The following is a 16830-nucleotide window of genomic DNA, read 5'->3' as shown; positions in this document are numbered from 1 at the left end:
CTTGCATGATTTATTTCAAAGGATTATTAGAACGTGCAGCTTTTTCTGCGATACCACTGGTTCCCTCTCTGCGATGTAATTCTTGCCATACATCATCAGGGGAAACACCTGCACTGACCCACATGACCAATAAATGATATAATACATCAGCACTTTCGGTAATCAATTCTTTTTGATTTCCAGTTGCACACTCAATCAAACATTCAACCGCTTCTTCACCAAATTTTTCAGCGGTTTTTTTGGAACCTTTCGCAAGTAATTTTGCAGAATAGCTGGTATTTGGATCTGCATTTTTTCTTGAAAGAATAGTTTCATAAAGTTGGTTCAGGATATCTGCGCTGATCTTAGTGTTCATGGTGATCTTCTTTGGGTTTGGTTTTATTTGGATAAACGAACAGGAATATTGTTTTGAGCAAGCTCTTGTTTAACTTGAGAGATTGTAAATTGCCCAAAATGAAAGACACTTGCCGCTAATAATCCTGTGGCACCTGTTTGTGCACCTTCAGTAAAATGGTGTAACTCTCCCACACCACCACTGGCAATTACAGGGATTTTGATCGTGTTACAGACTGTTTTTAACAGTTCCAAATCAAATCCTTTGCCTGTGCCATCGCGATCCATGCTGGTCAATAAGATTTCACCTGCACCACGCTCTGCCATTTGTTGACACCATTCAATGGCATCAATTCCTGTCGGATTACGACCACCATGCGTATATATTTCCCATGAGCCTTTGCCATTAGAGCGCGCATCCACGCCAACAACAACACATTGGCTGCCGAATTTATTAGCTGCTTCGTTAATCAGTTCTGGTGTTTTAATAGCCGCAGAGTTAATAGCACATTTATCCGCACCTGCTAATAAAAGGGCGCGCATATCTTCTACACGGCGAACACCTCCACCAACGGTCAATGGTAAAAAGATACTTTCTGCAGTACGGGTTACGACATCTAGAATTGTATCTCTATTTTCATGACTGGCAGTAATATCAAGGAATGTGAGCTCATCTGCACCAGCTTTGTCATAAACGAGGGCTTGTTCTACAGGATCGCCTGCATCACGTAGAGAGACAAAATTAACCCCTTTGACAACGCGACCATCTTTGACATCAAGACAAGGGATGACACGGGTTTTTAACATGTTTCCAAGACCTTTAATGCTTCGGTAATATTGATGCGTCCATCGTATAAAGCACGCCCAACAATAACCCCTTCAATATTTGGCTCTGTGTTAGCAACTTCACGTAAAGCACGTAGATGATCTAAATTCCCTACACCACCACTGGCAATGACAGGAATGGATAAATGATGTGCCAGTTCAGCAGTTTGTTCTAAATCTAATCCAGACAACATGCCGTCTCGTTGGATTTCAGTGAAGATAATGGCTCCAGCACCGCTATCTTGTAGTTTTAAAGCAAGATCAAGAGCTTTCATTTCTGAGGTTTCTGCCCAACCTTCTGTAGAGACGAACCCAGATTTTGCATCAATTCCAATCACAATTTGATTAGGAAATGCTTTACACGCATCATAAACCAACTGAGGATTTTTGACAGCAACACTGCCTAGGATTACTCGCGTAACTCCTTGAGATAACCAGAATTCAACAGATTGCAGGTCTCGGATGCCTCCACCAAGTTCGACTGGCACTTGTGAATTTGCAAGAATGGCTTGAACTGCTTCAATATTCACAGGTTTCTTGGCAAAGGCACCATCTAAATCAACAACATGTAACCATTTACATCCTTGCTTATGCCATTCTTTGGCTTGGCTGCCTGGATTATCAGAGTAGATGGTTGCTTGATCCATTTCCCCTTGGCGTAATCGAACACATTGACCATTTTTTAAATCAATTGCAGGATATAAGGTTAATGGACGCGGAGAAGAAAGAGATGACATAAAAAAAGCTTTCCTGATTATGAGGAGGAAGTATTTAAAAATGATTTATAGAGCAACAAGCCTTTGACAATTTGCCCATCTATTTTTTGATAATAGGGATGAGTTGCCCAATGTTGGTATTCATTTTGCAAATAAAACTGAAATAACTTTTTTTGGGTTTCATCAATAATGACATTGATAATAGGAAACCCAAGCTGCGAAACAGTATGTTCCATTTTGGATAAAAGCCGTTCCTCAACACCAGTATTTGATGCATAAGGTGCAACTGCAAATATGTCTATGGTTGCAGCAATTAAAGAGGAATCTTTTTGTTTAGGAGGCGTTGTCACCTCACAGATTCCAGTGATATTTCCATCAAGACGCGCCGTAAATAAAAGTTTTTCAGAAACCAACAAGACGCTCTTAAAGTAGTTTTCAACCAAATGGCGAGGCGGGGGCTTTGTCCATTTACAGTGATATCCAGCAATAATTGACGCCTCTAATGCTTCAGATAGAGAGTGAAGATCATCCTCATTCTCTAAAGATGCAATTTGTTCAATTTGTATTTTGGGTAAGAGGCTAGATGTAAAATGATCCATTCTAAGACTTAATGTTAATTAATGATTATGAAGGGACGGACTAGTATCCCACATTAAAAAATTGGCTAGAATTCTTAACCCAATTTCTTGGCTTTTTTCAACGTGAAATTGTGTGCCGACTTTATTGCCTTTGGCAATAATGGCGGGGACAGTCACTCCATCATAATCTGTCGTTGCAATAATATCTTGAGGATCAGCATGCGTTAAGGCATAGGAATGCACAAAATAAGCATGATTACCAGCCTCAATCCCTTCAAGAAGAGGATGTTGGTTCGGTTTGAAATGCAGTTCATTCCATCCCATTTGAGGTAGAGGTAGAGTTTTGGGAGTCATTTGAGCGATCTCGCCTTTTACCCATCCTAAACCTTCGGTAATATGATGTTCCAACCCTCGTTGTGCCATCAATTGCATTCCAACGCAAATCCCTAAAAAAGGAGTACCTTTATGGGTGCTTTGTTCTAATGCTGTTAAAAGATGAGGGATATTGTTTAACCCATTCATGCAATCTGCAAAAGCACCTTGACCAGGTAAAATGATACGATCTGCATTCAGGATCATTTCTGGATGATTGCTGATTTCTACATCAACGGACAAATTGATTTGTTGCGCGGCATATAATGCAGCACGCTGTGCCGAGGCAAGGTTACCGCCATTATAATCAATCACAATGATTTTTAAAGGAGAATGAGACATTATATTATATCTTTTGAGCAAGATCAGGATATTGATCGAGTAATCTTAATAAAGCAGCTTGTTTATTACGTCCTGCGATGATTGTTTTAATTTTCCACCCAGATAATGTAAGCTCGGTTCTTTGAAAATGATACGCAAAACATGCGAGCAAAAAATGGATAAAAAATAAAAACACAAAAGGAGGGTGTAACCAAAATCGTAATGAAATACATAGGCTGAAGATAATTAATCCATGTATCCAACTTTTTTGGATAAGTAAACCAATAGCACCTAAAATCAAAACCATCCATGAAAAACCATTCGGAACCAGTTTGATATTTTTAGGATATAGTGGATTGGTATAAACGGTAAAAAACTTCACAAGACACCTTTGGTAGATGGAATATTATTCAAAGCACGTGCATCAAATTCACACGCGCTGCGTAATGCTCTGGCTGTGGCTTTGAATGTTGCTTCGGCAATATGATGGGAATTACGTCCAGCACGTTTGATTGCATGCAGATTAATATGGGCACTCATTACGAAGCCACGGAAGAATTCCTCGAATAATTCTGTGTCCATTTGTCCAATTTTTTGTGTAGGGAATGAAACATCCCATGCCAGATAAGGACGTCCAGAAATATCAATAATCACTTCGCTCAATGCTTCATCAAGTGGCACGGTGGCTTGTCCAAAACGACAAATGCCTTTTTTATCACCGATCACTTGGCGAAAAGCCTGCCCCAGAGCAATCCCAGTATCTTCGACACTATGATGGTCATCAATATGAAGGTCACCTTTGACAAGTAACTCAAGATCAAACAAACTATGTTTAGACAACGCAGTTAGCATATGGTCAAAGAAACCAATGCCTGTATTAATATTTGATTTGCCTGTGCCATCGATATTTAACGTCAGTTGAATATCAGTTTCTGAAGTTTGCCTGTGTATGTTGGTCTGTCTTGGTTGAGTCATGAAATATTCTGTGTCCATTGATAATGATTGCTGGCGATACAAGATAGAAATATAAGGCCAAGAAAAAGAAAAGACAATCTTATAGAAATATAATAATGTAAGAAAAGGAGTTTTTTATTAATTATATCCGTTTTAATTTTATTCGAGATATAGAGTGTTTGAATATTAAAATACGATATATGGTCTTTAATATTCATTATAGTGGATTAGCAAATGTCAAATATTGATTTTTTACTTTCGCGGTTTTCAAGTGGTGCTTTGAAAGAACCAGCCCCTTCGGATCAACAATTACATCAAATTTTATCTGCGGCAGTGTGTGCGCCAGATCATGGTAAGTTACGCCCTTGGCGTTTTATTGTGATTCCAAAACAGAATAGAGCTGAATGGTTGCAATCGGTTGAGCAATCGATGCAAAAACCAGAATATGATTATCCAGCTTCTTATTTGCAAAAAGTGCAGCATAATTTTTCATGCGCCCCAATGGTGATTGCGTTGGGGATGCGTCAAATTACTGAAAAAACCAGTGTGACTGTGGATGAACAATTAATGGCCAGCTCCGCTGCGGTGATGAATGTTTTGAATGCGGTACATGCGTTTGGCTTTGGCGCTAAATGGGTAACAGGTCCAATTGCTAATCAAGACATTGTGGACGGGTTAGGATTTCAGGAACCTTATCGAATGCTTGGTTTTTTATTTATTGGCACCTTGTGTGAAGCAGAAGTGGCTCCACCTCGTGTGGCTATTGATGATTATGTTGCTATTTGGAATGGGAAACCTGTTCAATTTAAAGTAGATAGTAAATAGAGTTATTGAGACTTTAAAAAGATTTTAGTATTTTGGGAGAGTATAAGATGCCATTACCAATGGATAAGAAAGATGTTGTTGTAATTGGCGGTGGTCCTGCTGGTTTGGGGGCAGCATTATCTTTGGAGGCATTGGGATTGCAGGTGACTGTGATTGATCCAGCACCATTACACGTTTTACAAAATCCATCTTTTGATGGGCGTGAAATCGCATTGACGCATCATACGGTTTCTTTGATGCAATCAATGGGGGTGTGGGATCGTATTCGACCCGAAAATATTTCTGTGATACAGGAAGCCCGCGTAGAGAATGGCGATGAAAACCACCCTTTGACCTTTGATACCAAGGGGAAAGATGAAGAGGCTCTTGGATATTTAGTGCCTAATTTTGCTATTCGTAAATCTTTATTTGAAGAAGCCGCAAGCCGTGAAGGGATTACTATTTTACCAGAACAATCTTGTGAAGAGTTGTCTTGCTTTGTTGATTACGTAACAATTCAAATAAAAGATCAAATAATTACCGCAAAGCTAGCAGTATTAGCTGATGGACGATTTTCAAAGACAAGAGATCGTCTTGGAATTGGGCATCATTTACATGATTTTCATCGCCATATGATGGTAACCCGTCTTGAACATGAATTGCCACATCAAGGCGTTGCACTACAATGGTTTGATAAAGGTCAAACCATAGCGTTACTGCCGTTGAATGGGAATGTATCATCGATTGTTTTATCATTGCCTCCTGATGAAATGAACAAGGTAAGGGCATTAGACGAAGAAGCATTTACAGCTGATATTAGCAAACGATTACAAAATCGTTTAGGTGAAGTGAAGTCCATTTCTACGCGTCACGTATATCCACTGAAAACAGTTTTTGCTAATCGTTTTGCAACGCGTCACACCGCATTAATTGGCGATACAGCGATTGGGATGCACCCAATTACAGCACATGGATTTAATTTTGCCATGCTTGGGCAAGAGATTTTGGCACAAGAAGTTGAATCAGGAATCGAACGTGGTGAAGAGATTGGTGCAGTCAAACAGCTTCGTCGTTATGAACGTCGCTTAAGACAAAAAACATTCCCTATGTTTACGATTACAAACACGATTGCCACTTTATATACCCGTGAAGAAAAAGGGTTATGGATGCTAAGGAAAGCGGGAATGCGGGCTGCCAATTTATTGAAACCCCTTAAAGATAAAGTTGTGGATCAGCTAATTGATAAAAAAAGGCGTTTACCTTCATCATCAATAGATACAAAATAGTTGCTAAAATAATGACTAAGTATCTTTGGATTCGTTAAATTATCATGATGAAAAATATTGTCAAATATATTTTATCTATTCTGTCTCATCAAACAAACGAATTTTACGATATAAAACAGACACAAAAAGGGGCTAAGAATAAAAAAAGCAAAATCTATCGCTGGAATAATGAGAAATTACAGTATCAATAGTTTGCCTTCATTACATTATTTATAACTCTGCTTTTCGTCGTTGTTGACGTAGAACCGATTCAATCCAATCATTCAGCTCTCGAGTAGTTTTCTCTGCGGTTTCTAAATCAGGATATATTTTCGGGAAACGTAAAGACAACCAACGCCATGCAACAAGACGTTTATGGCGTTTTTCTGCACGTTCCAACTCTTGACGTGATGCATTGCTAGGATGAGGGAGCTTGCCCGTGCTGGGGGCAGCAATTTCTTTGCCTGCAGCGTGGTCGGCTGCCCAACGCGTAAGGCGTTGAATACCATTATCGCGATCATCGACAGGGCAGACAGAATATGTCCAACGATCTTTTAACTCTAATCCTTGCACGCCTTCTAAAGCAGACGCAATGGCAAAGGTTTCTTCCATAGGTGCGAGGCGATAATTGGGATCATCGGGACGTAATACCGCACGTTTTAAGCGTGTTAATACACCAAATAAACTGTTTGAATTAATTTCATTGGCAATTAGCTGAACAATATCGCTATCTGGTTGCACCAAAGGTCGTAAATCCTTTAGGATTTCAGGAGGGGCCTCTAATTGACGACGAATAAAATCAGGATCACCAGCCCCAGCTAATAAGCCAACGGTTCCTGTTTCATGTTTTCCATATCGTCCTGCGCGACCACCAATTTGTTTGACTTCTTGAGAAGTAAGAGGGCGTCTGTTGGTTCCATCAAATTTATAAATCGTGCTAAAGATCACGCGTTTAATTGACAGGTTCAATCCCATACCAATAGCATCGGTTGCAACAAGGATTTCTGCCTCACCATCGTTAAAGCGTTTTGCTTCAGCACGGCGAACTTCTGGACTTAAAGCACCATAAATAACTGCAACACGATGTCCTTTTTGCATGAGGATCGCACGTAAATCCAAGACCTCACGTCTTGAAAACGCAATTAACGCATCGCCTGCATGCAGTTGATTTAGTCGAATAGGGGCTGAGGCTGTTTGTAACGCACTTTTACGCTCTAAAGAGATTTCCTCCCAAGGATCGTCACAAAGTCGTGCTATGTTTTTAACAATAGGAATACATTCTGGCGATCCTAATACAAAAACTTGCCGTGCTGGTACGCCCATAATCGCAGCCGTCCATGCAGCACCTCGGTCTTGGTCAGTCAACATTTGTGCTTCGTCAATTAATGCCACATCAACAGGATTGTCCATTGGGCACATTTCAACCGTAGCAGCTAAAAACTTGCTATGGGGGATAAGTTGGCGTTCTTCGCCCGTTTTAAGGGATGCTGCAATCGCTCTTTCTGCTAAGGCTTCTTTAAATTCATGTGCTAACAAACGTAAAGGCGCCAAAGCGATTCCGCTTTCACTTTCAGCCATCGTTTTTAAGGCAGTATAAGATTTACCACTATTGGTTGGACCTGTCACAATGGTAATGCGACGTTTTAAACTGCGTGCTGTAACAAAGTGACCTGCATAACGATCCATCGCTGCAACGTTTGCCAATACTTTGTTTTTAATATTCAAATCACCTAAATTAATAAAGGCGCTCTTGTTCCCCTTGGTTGGTGTATCATTGCGCCAGTTTGAAATTTGGGAGCGCAATGCTTTGATTTCTTTGGGATCAAAACGCCAAATATCTTTGCCATGCTTTTTAATTTTTTGGGCAACAGGAATTTTATTCTCAGCAATCCATCGTAAGACCTCTTTATGAGAACAATGGAGTAAAGCAGGGATTTCTTTAAAAGAAACGAGGCTATCTTCCCACTCTCTTTGCTTTTTTATCTCGTCCTTTTTGCGGTCACGAGCAATTTGATGGATTTCATGATCTTTTTGTTGTTGCTTTTGTTCTTGATAGACAATGTCTTCGATAAAATGTTCGGTATCTGCAGGAGATAATTCAAACGCCAAAGCGACATCTTGTGCCAGTAACCGTAAAGATTTGCTGCCAATAATGGGTTTGCCACTGTCGAGCAAATCTGTATAAAGCGTTTGAAACGCATCATTTGCATTTTTGCCACTTTGACGCAACCGTGTGTGAAGCGCTTGTTCTAGTGCGTTTTGTAAAGATTCTTCGTTGGGTTCTGGATCATGAATAAAAGAAACTGCCCAAGCGATATCTTCGGATTGAATCCAATGTTTATTTTCTTTTTGAACTTGTTTATTTAAGTATTTTGCCCAGTCTTTCCTACGAATAATACAAAGCAATTTGTTAAAAGTCGCTGTCGAAATCTCGGTTTGCTCTGGTTGTAAATTACGAGCAATTAACTTTAACAACCGAGGCTCTTCTTGAGTTGTGAGGGTAATAGGGTTTTGTTGTAATGCTTTTTGTAAGGCAAGTTCAGCAGGAGATAAATTCATGAATTTCCAAAAGTTAAAGGATTTGTGCAAAAGTAATTAAAAGGATAACATCAAAGAAGTTATTGAAAGTGCAAACAGGTTTCGAATATAATAGAGTCTATATACCCTATTGGTTTCTGCTTTGTCACTTTAAATAGCTTTATGTCATGATATTAGCTATTATTTCACTAAAAGAGTAGTAATAATTTGTTAAAGTTAAAAAACTTATAATTACTCTTTGAAAACTGTTCAATTTTGAATAGGAATGGGTTAAAGTACATTTTAAATGTGAATAATTTTTATTTGCGCAATAATTTGAGTTAATTTAGTAGGAGCCTCTTTATAATGTCTGAACCAATCGTTATTGATAGTTCTTTTCGTCTGACCGATCCAACCAAGGAATATAGTCATTTAAACGCTGAAAAAGTGCTGAGTGTTCATCATTGGACTGACCGTTTATTTTCATTTAAATGCACACGTTCCTCTAGCTTGCGTTTTGAAAATGGTCAGTTTTGTATGATTGGGATCGAAGTTAATGGCAAACCTCTGTTGCGTGCCTATAGTATTGCCAGTGCAAATTATGAAGAAGAATTGGAATTCTTGTCAATTAAGGTTCCAGATGGTCCATTAACTTCTCGTCTATGTCATATGCAAGTTGGGGATACGGTTTTAATTGGTCGTAAACCAACGGGAACCTTGCTTCAATCAAACTTAAAACCAGGTCGTAATTTATATTTCTTCTCTACAGGAACTGGGCTTGCACCTTTTATGAGTTTGATTCGTGATCCTGAAGTATATGAAAATTTTGATAATGTTATTTTAACACATGGTGTCCGTACTGTGGGTGAATTGGCTTATCGTGATTATATTACCAAAGAGCTTCCTAATCATGAATTCCTTGGTGAAGATGTTTCTAAAAAACTTATCTATTATCCAACAGTTACGCGTGAAGATTTCCCTGTTCGTGATCGTATTACGACATTGGTAAATAATGAAAAATTATTCTCCGATATTAACTTACCTGTAATGGATCCTGAATTAGATCGTGCAATGATTTGTGGTTCACCAGAAATGTTGGTTGAAATCAAAGATATCCTTGAAAAACGAGGCTTTATTGAAGGAAACGGGAATTCTCCTGGTTCTTTCGTTATTGAAAAAGCATTTGCGGAGCAATAATCTATGACCTATGACTTTGACCTTATCGTAATTGGAGCAGGCTCAGGTGGCGTTCGTTGTGCACGAATTGCCGCTGGGCATGGCGCAAAAGTTGCCATTATTGAAAAACAACATTGGGGTGGGACCTGTGTGAATATTGGTTGTGTTCCCAAGAAATTAATGATGTTTGCAAGTACCTTTGGCGATTTGATTGAAGATAGTCATGGGTATGGATGGGATACGAAAAAGGGACAGCATCATTGGCAACAGCTGATCGAAGCAAAAGATAAAGAAATTAATCGATTAAATGAGATATATGTCTCTATGCTTCAAAAGGCTGGTGTCACGATCTTTAGAGGTGCTGCCTCTTTTAAAGATGCACATACGATTAATATCGCACAAAGTGTTTTATCTGAGCCTGATATGCAAGGTAAATTGAATATTACGGCAAAATATATTGTCATTGCGACGGGCTCATCGCCAAGCCTTTTGGATATAGAGGGCAAAGAGCATGCAATTGTTTCCGATCAAGCCTTTTATTTAAAAGAACGTCCGCAAAGAATATCTATTGTGGGTTCAGGCTATATTGGGATTGAGTTTGCTGGTATTTTTGCGGGTCTAGGTTCTGAGGTCGATTTAGTTTATCGACAATCTGTTCCTTTGCGTGGATTTGACCAAGATATGCGTCAAGCATTATATGATGCTATTGATGTACGTGCCAATATTACACAACATACAGGTACGTCGCCTGTTAAGATTGTGAAAGATGGCAATGCCTATCAGCTACACTTGGACAATGGTGAAGTGCTCTCGACAGATTGCGTATTCTTTGCAACGGGTCGTCATCCGAATATCGAAGGGCTGGCGCTCGATCGAGCTGGGGTAGGGATTTCTGAGAAAAAACAGATCATTGTCAATGATGAGTTTGTCACATCGGTTCCAAATATTTATGCCATTGGTGATGTGATTGATAAGATTAATTTAACCCCTGTCGCGATTGCTCAGGGACATGCGTTGGCAGATCGTCTATTTGCAGGTAAAACTCGTAAAAGTGCTTATGATATGACCCCTAAAGCAGTTTTCTTTTATCCACCTTTGGCGAGTGTTGGATTATCAGAAGAAGAAGCTGCTGAAAAAGGCGAGGTAGAAGTTTATATTTCACAATTTACATCAATGAAATATGTGTTTACCGAGCGTAAAATTAAAACGTATATCAAAATGATAGTTGATAAAGCATCGCAACATGTTGTTGGATTACATATGCTTGGTGATGATGCGCCTGAAATTATGCAAGGGTTTGCTGTGGCGATTGCTGCTGGTTTAACAAAGAGTGATTTCGATCAAACGATTGGTATTCATCCATCTTCAGCTGAAGAGCTTGTTACTTTGAGACAAGTAACAAGAATCAGCCAAAAACAATAATCTGGAATTATCTTGGGGTTAACCAACCATTACCCGTTGAGTCCCCAAGTTTACCGCTACCCATTGGGCCACTTTCTCTATAGGCAGTGCCGTAACGAGAAAGATTGGCACCACTGACAGGGTCTTTTCCTTCTTTTAATGCTTGTTGGTGTTCTGGGTCTGGACCCTTGGTCATATCCATTGAGGGTGCATAGGTGTAACCTGGAGGAGGCGTTCTGCGACCGCGAACCGTAATATGTTCGCCCCCACCAGAATCATTATTGCCTGATTTTTGGGTTTGTATATTTGTGGATTGCCCTGAAAGACCTGGTAATGTGGCACTGTTAGAGTTCACATTCATCTCTTGTGCATAACTGTTGGTTATGAGTAAAGGGGTGATTAGAAATAGCCCATATAAGCTATGTTTCAGCCAGTGCATTTTTATATCCTTTTACTTTTTTGAGCAGTAAGAATTGTATATTCTATGATAATTATCGTTTATTTTATATATAATTTAAAAGAAAATATAGATTCAAAATGATTTATTTATGGCAACATGGTTTTATTAATCTCATAGTGTAAATTATGTATCATATATAGACTTGTTCAAAAGGAAAAAAGCAAAGGATATTCAAGCAATTAACCCGATTGTCTATAATGCTTGGTTGCGGAGAAAAATGCAGGGGCACCATATTATGAGCCAAGCACAATGGAACAATTACAGCAAATTGAAGATATGGTTGGCTGTCATTTGCCTGCAGATTTTACTGAATTTATGCTTGAATACTCATCTGTTGCACCGACACCGAAAAATAATTGCTCATATTTTAAAGTGGAGTATGTCACAGGTGCTAAACTTGCGATGATTTGAAGCTTAGTATATTGTGCAAGATTAATGATAAATGCAATGATATCTTATTATGAACCCTCTCCACATAATGATGAGATTGGTCCCCTAGGTTACCAAAATTTTTGCTGCCTTTAACGGGTGGTCAAGAAGCTTCTTTATTGATTGATTTACGACCAGCAAGTTTCGGCAATATCCTTTATCATTCTGATTTGACCTATTATACGTTTGGCACCGATCTTAATGATTGGTGGAGAATAGGCTATGTTGCACCAAATTTTACAGATATGCTCAAAGAGTTAAATACTGAAGAGGTCATTTTGTCAGCGTTATAACTTGCAACTTGGAAATTATGATTAGATTCATTTTGCATATTGACGTTGAGAACAATAAGTTAGAATTTTATCGATGATTTACTTTTCTTGCTAAATAATCCCCAACCCATTGAATTGCAGAAATTATAATAACCAATAATACAGTAACGATCAGGGTAATATCATTCCTATAATCTTGGTATCCATATTTAATCGCGTAACGCCCTAATCCGCCAGCACCAATCGTGCCAGCCATTGCAGAAATACCAATGACAAGGATAATGGTGACAGTAAAACCAGCAATTAACCCAGGTAAGGCTTCGGGTAACAGGACTTCTCTAATGATTGTCAATCGGCTGCCCCCCATTGCTTTGACGGCTTCAATTAGGCCTTGATCGACTTCTTTTAAAGAAACCTCAGCAATGCGGGTAAAGTAAGGAATAGTTGCAATGGATAAGGGAATAATGGCGGCTTCTGTACCAATAGAGGTGCCTATGATAAATCGTGTAACAGGAATTAAGGCGACTAATAAAATAATAAAAGGAATAGAACGGAAAATATTGATAATAATGCTAACAATACGATTTAAAAATGGAGCAGGACGCAAACCACCTGGGGCTGTTATCACTAAAAATAGGGCAATCGGTAAGCCACCGATGAGTGTTAAAAAGCTACAGGCAGCAGTCATTTCCGCTGTATCAGCAATGGCTTGATAGAGTTGCTTTAATAGATAGGGTGAAAGATTAAGAGTATTGGCAATAAATGCGTTTATTTGATCTAAACTAGAGTGCAGCATATCCAACTCTTTCAACTGTTTCTACACCCATTGATGCCAAAGCATTTATTGTTTTTGTACAATCTTCTGCAGGAACGGCTAAGAATGAGGTGCCAATAGGGGTCTCTCTGATATGAGAAATGCTTCCTTCTAATAAAGAAGCAGAAATAGAGTAGTCTTTTTGTAAGTCAGCAATTAAAGGTTTTCTGACGACGTTACCAAACATAATAACATGTAGAATAGCAGAGTCATTGGGTGTAGGTTCGTCATGTAACAAATTTACTATGCTGGCTGGTAAAGAGGGCTGTTCTTCGGTAAGTAATTGTTTCGTTGTCTCTGTTTTGGGATGAGAGAAAATTTGCGCAACGATACCTTCTTCGATGATTTGTCCTTTTTGTATAACAATGACCCGATCAGCCAATAAACGAATGACGCTCATTTCATGCGTAATCAAAATAATTGTTAGTTTCAATTCTTTGTTGATTTGCAACAATAACTCGATAATAGAACGTGTGGTTTCGGGATCTAGGGCAGAAGTTGCCTCGTCACATAGCAATAGTGCAGGATCGGCAGCCAATGCTCTTGCGATCCCTACACGTTGCTTTTGTCCACCAGATAATTGTGCTGGGTAATTATGCGCTTTATCAGGCAGCCCAACAAGATTGAGTAATTCTTGGGCTTTTTGGTATCGTTTTGCTTTGGATATTCCAGATATTTTTAAAGGTAAGGCAACGTTTTTCAAAACAGTTTGATTGCTGATCAAATTAAAATGCTGAAAGACCAAACCAATTTTTTGACGTAAAGGCAATAATTCCTTGCGGGGAAGATTGGCAATATCTTTGCCTTCTATTTTGACCTTACCCGTATCAGGATGTTCCAATCCAGCCAAACAACGTAACAGCGTTGTTTTTCCTGCGCCTGAATGTCCGATAATTCCTAATATCTCACCTTTTTTGACAGAAAAGGAAAGGTGAGACAAAGCAATATGAGTATCGAAATTACGGCATACATCGTCAAATTCGACGACGGGAACATCATGTTTGGTTTCAGAGGGTAAGGTCATTTTTATTCAAATATACAACAAAGAAAAGATGTTATTGCCAAGCAGGTAGGATCGCCCCATGATATTTATCTTCCATTGCTTTTTTAACGGCATCGGATTGGAAGCTTTCGACCAAAGTTTTAATTTCTGGTCGGTTTTCATCGCCTTTTCTGACAACGATGATATTTGCATATGGATTATGTAGACGATCTTCTTGTAAAAGAACTGTTTTTGGATCTATTTTGGCAGAAATAACATAATTGGTGTTAATTGATGCCATGCTGACGTCGTCCAAAGAGCGTGCAAGTTGGGCGGCATCAAGTTCAATAAAATCATAATGATGAGGGTTCTCTGTAATATCAGCTAAACTGGGGAGTGTGGGAGCATCTTTTTTGAGTTTAATTAACCCTTGTTTTGCAAGAAGATTTAAAGCACGACCTTGATTGGATGGATCATTTTGAATCCCAATTTTGGCACCATCAGGCAGTTCTTTTAAAGATTTAATTTTATGAGAATAAAATCCCAATGGTTCAACCCACGTCTTACCAACAACAGCAAGTTTATATCCACGTGCTTTGACTTGTGCATCCATAAAAGGAATATGTTGGAATGCATTGGCGTCAATATCTTTGCCAACGAGTGCTTCGTTTGGAAGGTTATAATCATCAAAGTCAATTAATTGAATATTTAGCCCTTTTGTCTTTGCAACGTTTTTTGCAACAATGGCTAGATCTTCTTCGGGACCTGATACCACACCGACTTTGATTGTTTTGTCTTGTGAATCAGCAGCCTTGGTTTGAAGTGCTGTAAAAGAGCAAAGTGCAAAAGCAACAGAACCCACAAGAATAACTCGACGAGATAAAGAAGAAAACATGAGCAAAGCCCCTTGTGATGCAAGTGAAAACGATCAGTTTAATTGAAAAATTGATTTTATATCTATAGTAAAATTTCAAAAAAACAATAGTTAAACTACAACTTATAAAGATAATATCTTTTTAATGTTGCAATTAAAAACGATTATTTTAAGGAAAATTTATATTTTTCTATAGGAAAAATCAAAAAATACGATACAATAATTAAGCTTTTATACGCGAAACTTTTTATCATTTTCGTGAAATAAAGTATTATTCGAATTTTGTAACTTTTTTATAATTGATTAGGATATATCCGATGAGTGAATCTTCTTCGAACTCTGGGGCAAAAAATTCTTCTTGGAAGCCAAATAGCTGGCGTTCATTTCCAATTAAACACGTTCCAGAATATCCTGATCAATATGCTTTGGCTGAATCAGAACAAAAATTAAATCGATATCCACCCTTGGTTTTTGCTGGGGAAACCCGCCGTTTAAAACAACAATTGGCGTTGGCTTCGCAAGGGAAAGCCTTTGTTTTACAAGGTGGTCCTTGTGCAGAAATTTTTGAGGAATTTACAGCGGATATTATTCGTGACGTGTTTCGGGTAATTTTGCAAATGGCGATTGTTTTGACTTATGGGGCAAAAGTGCCTGTGGTTAAAATTGGACGTATTGCTGGACAATTTGCCAAACCACGATCCTCAGATAATGAAACCAAAGATGGTGTTAGCTTTATGTCTTATCGTGGGGATATTATTAATGGTATTGAATTTTCTGAATCTTCAAGAGTGCCAGATCCAAAACGGATGGAGCTTGCTTATTTTCAATCAGCAGGCACATTGAATTTAGTTCGTGCGTTTGCAAATGGTGGTTATGCAAATTTAAATGAAGTACATCGTTGGAATTTAGACTTTGTTCAACGTTCTCCATTGGCAGAACGATATAGCGTATTATCAGAAAAAATTGATGAAACATTAGCATTTATGAATGCTTGTGGTTTAACAGGTCATAATACGCCTCAAATCAAGGAAACTGATTTTTATACATCACACGAGGCATTATTACTTCCTTATGAACAAGCATTAACCAGAATAGATTCAACTTCTGGCGAATGGTACGATTGTTCTGCACATTTCTTATGGATTGGCGACAGAACACGCCAACCCGATGGGGCGCATGTTGAATTCTTGCGTGGTATTAAAAATCCTATCGGAATTAAGGTTGGACCCAGTGCCAATATCGAAGATTTATTAAAATTATTGGATATTTTAAACCCTGAGAATGAGCCTGGACGTATTTCTTTGATTGCACGTATGGGGGCAGGAAAAGTAAAAGAATTGCTTCCACCTTTTGTGAAAGCAGTAACGGACTCAGGCAAAGTTGTGACGTGGTTATGTGATCCGATGCACGGTAATACAATTTCAACCAGTGACGGTGTAAAAACACGTCCATTTGATGCAATTTTGTCCGAAGTGATGGGTTTTTTTGATGTTATGGCATCAGAAGGTGCGATCCCAGGTGGGGTGCATGTTGAAATGACAGGTGCAAATGTAACCGAATGTATTGGTGGTGCACATCATTTGACAGAAGCTGATCTTGGGAAACGGTATCATACATTCTGTGATCCACGTTTAAATGCTGAACAATCTCTTGAAATGGCCTTTTTAGTAGCAGAAGAATTGGCTCAACGTCGTGTTGCTGCAAATAAAGAAAAATAACCTAGGTTTTTGAAAGAGT

General features: G+C 38.7%; 19 protein-coding genes. 7 read left to right on the top strand and 12 right to left on the bottom strand.

Annotated elements, in window-relative coordinates; all coding sequences use genetic code 11:
- Positions 1-10: 10 nt before the first annotated feature.
- Genes QJV33_RS02940 through hisB form a run of 7 tightly spaced genes read right to left on the bottom strand, consistent with a single transcriptional unit; the run spans position 11 to position 4120 of the window.
- Complete coding sequence (locus QJV33_RS02940; RefSeq protein WP_281461916.1) at positions 11-355, bottom strand: phosphoribosyl-ATP diphosphatase; 345 nt, start codon at positions 353-355, stop codon at positions 11-13.
- A gap of 23 nt (positions 356-378) precedes the next feature.
- Positions 379-1140, bottom strand: a complete 762-nt coding sequence (gene hisF / locus QJV33_RS02935; RefSeq protein ID WP_281461915.1) for an imidazole glycerol phosphate synthase subunit HisF — start codon at positions 1138-1140, stop codon at positions 379-381.
- Entirely contained in the window at positions 1134-1895 is a 762-nt protein-coding gene (hisA, locus tag QJV33_RS02930; protein ID WP_281461914.1) for a 1-(5-phosphoribosyl)-5-[(5-phosphoribosylamino)methylideneamino]imidazole-4-carboxamide isomerase, read from the bottom strand. The genes hisF and hisA overlap by 7 nt, the downstream gene beginning before the upstream one ends.
- A 17-nt stretch (positions 1896-1912) precedes the next feature.
- Complete coding sequence (locus tag QJV33_RS02925) at positions 1913-2473, bottom strand: hypothetical protein (protein WP_281461913.1); 561 nt, start codon at positions 2471-2473, stop codon at positions 1913-1915.
- An 18-nt stretch (positions 2474-2491) separates the two neighbouring features.
- Entirely contained in the window at positions 2492-3166 is a 675-nt protein-coding gene (hisH, locus tag QJV33_RS02920) for an imidazole glycerol phosphate synthase subunit HisH (protein WP_281461912.1), read from the bottom strand.
- A 4-nt stretch (positions 3167-3170) separates the two neighbouring features.
- A complete protein-coding gene (locus QJV33_RS02915) occupies positions 3171-3527 on the bottom strand; it encodes a hypothetical protein (RefSeq protein WP_281461911.1) in 357 nt (118 codons plus the stop codon).
- Positions 3524-4120: an imidazoleglycerol-phosphate dehydratase HisB gene (hisB, locus tag QJV33_RS02910; RefSeq protein ID WP_281461910.1), complete on the bottom strand. Its 597-nt coding sequence runs from the start codon at positions 4118-4120 to the stop codon at positions 3524-3526. Before hisB ends, QJV33_RS02915 begins: the two co-directional genes overlap by 4 nt.
- 213 nt (positions 4121-4333) lie before the next feature.
- Between hisB and QJV33_RS02905 the strand changes: the two genes are divergently transcribed.
- Entirely contained in the window at positions 4334-4924 is a 591-nt protein-coding gene (locus tag QJV33_RS02905) for a nitroreductase family protein (protein ID WP_281461909.1), read from the top strand.
- Between the two features lie 47 nt (positions 4925-4971).
- Positions 4972-6189, top strand: a complete 1218-nt coding sequence (gene ubiM, locus QJV33_RS02900) for a 5-demethoxyubiquinol-8 5-hydroxylase UbiM (RefSeq protein ID WP_281461908.1) — start codon at positions 4972-4974, stop codon at positions 6187-6189.
- A 210-nt stretch (positions 6190-6399) separates the two neighbouring features.
- Here ubiM and QJV33_RS02895 read toward each other — a convergent pair whose 3' ends face one another.
- Positions 6400-8727: a helicase-related protein gene (locus QJV33_RS02895; RefSeq protein WP_281461907.1), complete on the bottom strand. Its 2328-nt coding sequence runs from the start codon at positions 8725-8727 to the stop codon at positions 6400-6402.
- 324 nt (positions 8728-9051) lie between these two features.
- Here QJV33_RS02895 and QJV33_RS02890 point away from each other — a divergent pair, with 324 nt between their 5' ends.
- A complete protein-coding gene (locus QJV33_RS02890; RefSeq protein ID WP_281461906.1) occupies positions 9052-9882 on the top strand; it encodes a ferredoxin--NADP reductase in 831 nt (276 codons plus the stop codon).
- A 3-nt stretch (positions 9883-9885) separates the two neighbouring features.
- A complete protein-coding gene (gene gorA / locus QJV33_RS02885; protein ID WP_281461905.1) occupies positions 9886-11283 on the top strand; it encodes a glutathione-disulfide reductase in 1398 nt (465 codons plus the stop codon).
- Positions 11284-11290: 7 nt separating this feature from the next.
- On the opposite strand, the gene QJV33_RS02880 is transcribed toward gorA, so the two are convergent.
- Complete coding sequence (locus QJV33_RS02880; protein WP_281461904.1) at positions 11291-11701, bottom strand: hypothetical protein; 411 nt, start codon at positions 11699-11701, stop codon at positions 11291-11293.
- Between the two features lie 222 nt (positions 11702-11923).
- On the opposite strand from QJV33_RS02880, the gene QJV33_RS02875 reads away from it, so the two are divergent.
- Both QJV33_RS02875 and QJV33_RS02870 read left to right on the top strand, forming a co-directional pair.
- The gene (locus QJV33_RS02875) at positions 11924-12133 is read left to right on the top strand and encodes an SMI1/KNR4 family protein (RefSeq protein ID WP_281461903.1); all 210 of its coding nucleotides are present in this window, start codon (positions 11924-11926) and stop codon (positions 12131-12133) included.
- Between the two features lie 101 nt (positions 12134-12234).
- A complete protein-coding gene (locus tag QJV33_RS02870; protein WP_281461902.1) occupies positions 12235-12444 on the top strand; it encodes a hypothetical protein in 210 nt (69 codons plus the stop codon).
- Positions 12445-12511: 67 nt separating this feature from the next.
- Here QJV33_RS02870 and QJV33_RS02865 read toward each other — a convergent pair whose 3' ends face one another.
- The 3 genes from QJV33_RS02865 to QJV33_RS02855 are packed head-to-tail and all read right to left on the bottom strand — an operon-like array spanning position 12512 to position 15114.
- Complete coding sequence (locus QJV33_RS02865) at positions 12512-13219, bottom strand: methionine ABC transporter permease (RefSeq protein ID WP_281461901.1); 708 nt, start codon at positions 13217-13219, stop codon at positions 12512-12514.
- Positions 13206-14261, bottom strand: coding sequence for a methionine ABC transporter ATP-binding protein (locus QJV33_RS02860; protein WP_281461900.1), 1056 nt, complete (start codon positions 14259-14261; stop codon positions 13206-13208). The genes QJV33_RS02865 and QJV33_RS02860 overlap by 14 nt, the downstream gene beginning before the upstream one ends.
- Before the next feature lie 31 nt (positions 14262-14292).
- The gene (locus QJV33_RS02855) at positions 14293-15114 is read right to left on the bottom strand and encodes a MetQ/NlpA family ABC transporter substrate-binding protein (RefSeq protein WP_281461899.1); all 822 of its coding nucleotides are present in this window, start codon (positions 15112-15114) and stop codon (positions 14293-14295) included.
- A 296-nt stretch (positions 15115-15410) separates the two neighbouring features.
- Between QJV33_RS02855 and QJV33_RS02850 the strand changes: the two genes are divergently transcribed.
- Positions 15411-16811, top strand: a complete 1401-nt coding sequence (locus tag QJV33_RS02850) for a class II 3-deoxy-7-phosphoheptulonate synthase (protein ID WP_281461898.1) — start codon at positions 15411-15413, stop codon at positions 16809-16811.
- Positions 16812-16830: the final 19 nt, after the last annotated feature.

Origin of the sequence: Commensalibacter nepenthis (assembly GCF_029953305.1) — a bacterium.
GTDB lineage: Bacteria > Pseudomonadota > Alphaproteobacteria > Acetobacterales > Acetobacteraceae > Commensalibacter > Commensalibacter nepenthis.
The sequence above is the reverse complement of the archived record's forward strand: the minus strand, read 5'-3'. Positions and strand labels throughout refer to the sequence as shown.

Excerpts from the sequence above, each read along its gene's own strand:
- QJV33_RS02940 (WP_281461916.1), bottom strand. The coding sequence starts at position 355 with ATGAACACTAAGATCAGCGCAGATATCCTGAACCAACTTTATGAAACT.
- hisF (WP_281461915.1), bottom strand. The coding sequence starts at position 1,140 with ATGTTAAAAACCCGTGTCATCCCTTGTCTTGATGTCAAAGATGGTCGC.
- hisA (WP_281461914.1), bottom strand. The coding sequence starts at position 1,895 with ATGTCATCTCTTTCTTCTCCGCGTCCATTAACCTTATATCCTGCAATT.
- QJV33_RS02925 (WP_281461913.1), bottom strand. The coding sequence starts at position 2,473 with ATGGATCATTTTACATCTAGCCTCTTACCCAAAATACAAATTGAACAA.
- hisH (WP_281461912.1), bottom strand. The coding sequence starts at position 3,166 with ATGTCTCATTCTCCTTTAAAAATCATTGTGATTGATTATAATGGCGGT.
- hisB (WP_281461910.1), bottom strand. The coding sequence starts at position 4,120 with ATGACTCAACCAAGACAGACCAACATACACAGGCAAACTTCAGAAACT.
- QJV33_RS02905 (WP_281461909.1), top strand. The coding sequence starts at position 4,334 with ATGTCAAATATTGATTTTTTACTTTCGCGGTTTTCAAGTGGTGCTTTG.
- ubiM (WP_281461908.1), top strand. The coding sequence starts at position 4,972 with ATGCCATTACCAATGGATAAGAAAGATGTTGTTGTAATTGGCGGTGGT.
- QJV33_RS02895 (WP_281461907.1), bottom strand. The coding sequence starts at position 8,727 with ATGAATTTATCTCCTGCTGAACTTGCCTTACAAAAAGCATTACAACAA.
- QJV33_RS02890 (WP_281461906.1), top strand. The coding sequence starts at position 9,052 with ATGTCTGAACCAATCGTTATTGATAGTTCTTTTCGTCTGACCGATCCA.
- gorA (WP_281461905.1), top strand. The coding sequence starts at position 9,886 with ATGACCTATGACTTTGACCTTATCGTAATTGGAGCAGGCTCAGGTGGC.
- QJV33_RS02880 (WP_281461904.1), bottom strand. The coding sequence starts at position 11,701 with ATGCACTGGCTGAAACATAGCTTATATGGGCTATTTCTAATCACCCCT.
- QJV33_RS02865 (WP_281461901.1), bottom strand. The coding sequence starts at position 13,219 with ATGCTGCACTCTAGTTTAGATCAAATAAACGCATTTATTGCCAATACT.
- QJV33_RS02860 (WP_281461900.1), bottom strand. The coding sequence starts at position 14,261 with ATGACCTTACCCTCTGAAACCAAACATGATGTTCCCGTCGTCGAATTT.
- QJV33_RS02855 (WP_281461899.1), bottom strand. The coding sequence starts at position 15,114 with ATGTTTTCTTCTTTATCTCGTCGAGTTATTCTTGTGGGTTCTGTTGCT.
- QJV33_RS02850 (WP_281461898.1), top strand. The coding sequence starts at position 15,411 with ATGAGTGAATCTTCTTCGAACTCTGGGGCAAAAAATTCTTCTTGGAAG.